Raw genomic sequence first — 3,816 nt, 5'->3', positions numbered from 1 at the left:
CTCGGTCCGCACGAGCCGGTGCCGTTCGTGCCCGAGGAAGGCGGCAGCTCCAGGCGCTTCCTCGATCCGGCCGACAAGTACTTCTTCGGCGACGCGGAACTCGGCCCGAACCTCGCGCGCAAACGCATCGGCCCGACGATGCTCGCCGGCGGCGCGATCCGCGTCGGCGGCACGGTGCTGATGCTCTACGGCGCGTACAACTCCGCACAGCGCATTGCGAACGCCGAGCCGGGCAAGGAACGCCAGCGCGTCATTCTCGAAGAAGCGTCGGGCTGGGGCGGCGGCGCGGTCGGCGGCTGGGTCGCGAACGCGCTCGGCCGCGCGGCGATCTGCGGCGCGACCGGCCCTGGGGCATTTCTCTGCGTCGCCGGCGTCACGATCGTCGGCAGCATCCTCGGCGACATCGGCGGCCGCAAGCTCGTCAGCGGTTTCACCGAAGGCATGGACGTGCTGGCCGACCCGCACCGCTTCGCGGAAACCGCCGCCTGGTTCAACGTCGGCAGCAATCCGCAGGGCGTGTGCCAGTTCTACCAGAGCGAGGTGATGCTCGCCGAGATGAACGGCTACGAGCTCGATCCCGATTTCGTCGGGGAATACGAAGACGTCTACGGGTGCCGTCCATGAAGACCGCCGAGAAATCGCCGGCACCGGCACAGCACGCGGCGGCCAGGCCGACGCCGGCGCGCGAGCCCGCGCGCATCGCCGACGCGGCATCGCTGCAGCAGTTTCTCCACGCCGGCACGCTGCGCGCGAAATCGCTGATCGGCGCGGCCGACGATCCGCTCGAGCGCGAAGCCGACCGCATGGCCGATCGCGCGCTCGCCGGCCGGCCGTCGTCGTGTACCTGCGCGGCCGGCGAGCCGCGCTGCGCCGGTTGCCGCGCAAAGACCGACGCGCTGGTCCGCCGCAAGCCGTCGCGCCGCGCCGCGTCGCGCGACGCCGGCAATCTCGATCTCGGCAGTTCGCGCGCGCTGTCGCCGTCGGAACGCTCGCCGTTCGAGGCGAGCTGGCGCGCCGACCTGTCGTCGATCCGCGTGCACGACAACCCGAGCGCGGCCGCGAGCGCGGCGCGGATCGGCGCACGCGCGTTCAACCTCGGCGATCACGTCGCGTTCGGCGCGGGCGAGTACGCGCGCGGCACGCGCGACGGACAGCGTCTGCTCGGCCACGAGCTGGCGCACGCGCTGCAGGGCGGCGACGTCGTGCGGCGCGATCCGCCGGACACGCCGTCGCCCGACAGCTACGACCTGTCGGATCCGAAGGGCAAATGCGAGCAGCCGCCGGCGGTCGTCGATCCGTCGGTGACCAAGGGCCCGGCGAAGGTCGATCACGCGGCGGACTGGGATCCGTGCAAGGTCGACGTCAAGTCGCTGACGAACTACCAGTTGCTCGCGGAGCTCAATCACGTCGGTCCGACCGTCAAGGCCGGCCGCGACGCGACCGGATTCTTCGACCATCGCAATCTGCAGCGGCGCCTGAAAGCCGAGGTCGGCCGCCGCGTCGCGCTCGGCGATGCGTGGATGGCCGAGCTCCCGGCCGGCGTGCCGCCGAGCGTGCTGCAGATCCTCGACAACGGCGACGGCACGTCGGACGTGGTCGAGATTCCCGGCACGACCGTCGCGGGCGATCCCGCGGCGTCGAAAGGCTCGCCCTACCTGTCGCGCGCGCAGTTCGACGACATGCTCAAGCGCGAACGCGTCGCGACGATGGCGATCGAGGAGTACCAGCGCGACCTGCTCGAGGAACAGCTCGGCGGCGGCGCAAGCATGCTCGTCGCGGCCATGGGCCTGTACAACGACCCGCTCGACGCGCAGCTCGTCGATCCGTTCAACCGCAACATCCGCGGCGGTTCCGGCGGCGAGATCATGAAATGGCGCGGCCGCTTCGGCGAAGGCGGCTACCAGGCAAGAGCGACGAGCGGCTTCGGCGGCTTCTTCAATGAAGACCTCAACGCGCGCAACTGGACCAACATCGGCAACAACCGCGTCTACACGCCCGCGCAGGAGGCCTATCCGGGCTTCGACTTCGAGCGCAAGCCGTGGCCGGCGAAGATCCTCGGCGCTGCGCGCGTCTCGGTGAAGACGAGCCTGCAGGCGACGCCGGCCGACCGCTATTCGTACTACCGGCAAGGCCTCGCCGACATGCTCGACGTGTCGGGCAAGGCCGGCCTGCGCAACTACGTCGCGAACCAGCCGCAGTATTCCGGCCAGCCGACGACCGGTCCGCAGTACACGACGAACCGCAGCACCGTCCTCGCCGACGCCTATCTCGCGGTCAACAGCGAGGACGCCGCCAACTTTCGCGCCGTGCTGTCGAACCCCGCGCTGCCGGAAACGCCGGGCGGCGCGACCACCGTGTGGAACGACACCGGGCGGACGCCGGGACAGCCGCCGCGGCAGGGCTATCGCACGATCTTCGCCGGCGAGATGCGCGAGCATCCCGTGCGCATCGCCACCAACGTCTACGACTCGCCCGACGCGCTCGACACGGCGCTGTCCAACGGCACGATCACCGCCGACGAGCACGCGGCCGCGCAGCGCGAGGTCGGCCGGCGCGTCGCGAATCGCGTCGTGCGCGCCGGCATCACCGGACCCGAAGTGAGCAACCTGCGGACTGCGCGCCTGAACTTCGGCGCGCTCACCGACGTGCAGATGGCGCCGATCGTCACCGACGAGTGGATACGCGCACAGCGCGCCGGCGGCGGCGGCGTCGGCAACGCGAAAGCGACCGCCGGTGCGACCGCGCAGGGCGCCGCCGCCGGCAGCGTCATCGCCGTGATGACGACGCTCGGCGTGATGATCATCGACGAGAAGGAACATCCGGACTGGGCCTCGGAGCTCGCGACCACCGGCGGCATGGGCGCCTTCGGCGGCGGCATCGGCGCCGGCACCGAGCAGTTGACCGTGAGCCTCGCCACGCAGCGCAGCCTGTCGATCGCGGCGTCCGGCGGCACGTCGCGGCTGATGCCGTTTCTCAGCGGCACCGGCGGCAAGTTCATCGGCGGAGGCGCGGGTTCGCTCGCGACGGAGCTGATCAGCATGGGATTCCTCGAGGACCGCGAGCACTCGGGCCTCGAAGTCGGCGTGCGCTCGACGCGCGCGTTCGTGCTCGGCGGCGCGAGCACCGTCGTGGGCATCAAGGCCGGCGCCGCAATCGGGACGGCGATCGCGCCGGGCGTCGGGACCGCGGCGGGCGCCGTGATCGGATTCCTCGTCGGCGTCGGCATCGGCGCCGCGACGTACTACGCGAGCGACAAGCTCGTTCCGGGCGGCCGAGAAGACTTCGATGCGATCGAGGAAGGCTGCCGCACCTTGCCGACGGTCGACCGCTGGCGCGCGGCGAGCAGCTACAACGCCTACGGCGGACATTGCTTCGAAGCCTCGACGCACGTGACGCTCGCCGACGGCACGCGCCGGCGCATCGCCGAGGTCGCGATCGGCGATGTCCTGCTGAGCTACGACGAAGCGTCGAACCGGCTCGTGCATGCCGCGGTGACCGGCGTGCACGAAGGCGCACCGGAGCTGATGCTCGCACTGACGCTCGACGACGGCGTGCGCATCGACGTCACGCCGGCGCACAAGCTCTTCGCCGGCGACAGCTGGCGCGCCGCGGGCGACCTCGACGTCGACGACGTGCTGTGGAGCGCCGCGCCGGACGGCGCCGCGCTGACGCGGCGCCGCGTGACCGCCGTCGCGCGCGCGCTGCCGCGCGGCACGGTCTACGACCTGTCGATCGAAGGCGTGCACACGTACTTCGCCGGCGGCGTGCTCGCGCACAACAAGCAATAGCCGATGGAAACCTCGCGCGCGCGCAAGA

2 protein-coding genes are annotated in these 3,816 nt (G+C 71.3%); both read left to right on the top strand.

Features of this window, described 5'->3' with window-relative positions; genetic code table 11:
• The coding region (locus VLF18_RS18440) for a hypothetical protein (RefSeq protein ID WP_325281090.1) at positions 1–624 on the top strand (624 nt) is incomplete at its 5' end.
• Complete coding sequence (locus VLF18_RS18435; protein ID WP_325281089.1) at positions 621–3,788, top strand: eCIS core domain-containing protein; 3,168 nt, start codon at positions 621–623, stop codon at positions 3,786–3,788. The genes VLF18_RS18440 and VLF18_RS18435, both read left to right, overlap by 4 nt.
• Positions 3,789–3,816 lie beyond the last annotated feature (28 nt).

The sequence above is a fragment of the Tahibacter sp. genome, assembly GCF_035481375.1.
GTDB lineage: Bacteria > Pseudomonadota > Gammaproteobacteria > Xanthomonadales > Rhodanobacteraceae > Tahibacter.
This window is presented reverse-complemented; position numbering and strand designations above follow the sequence as displayed.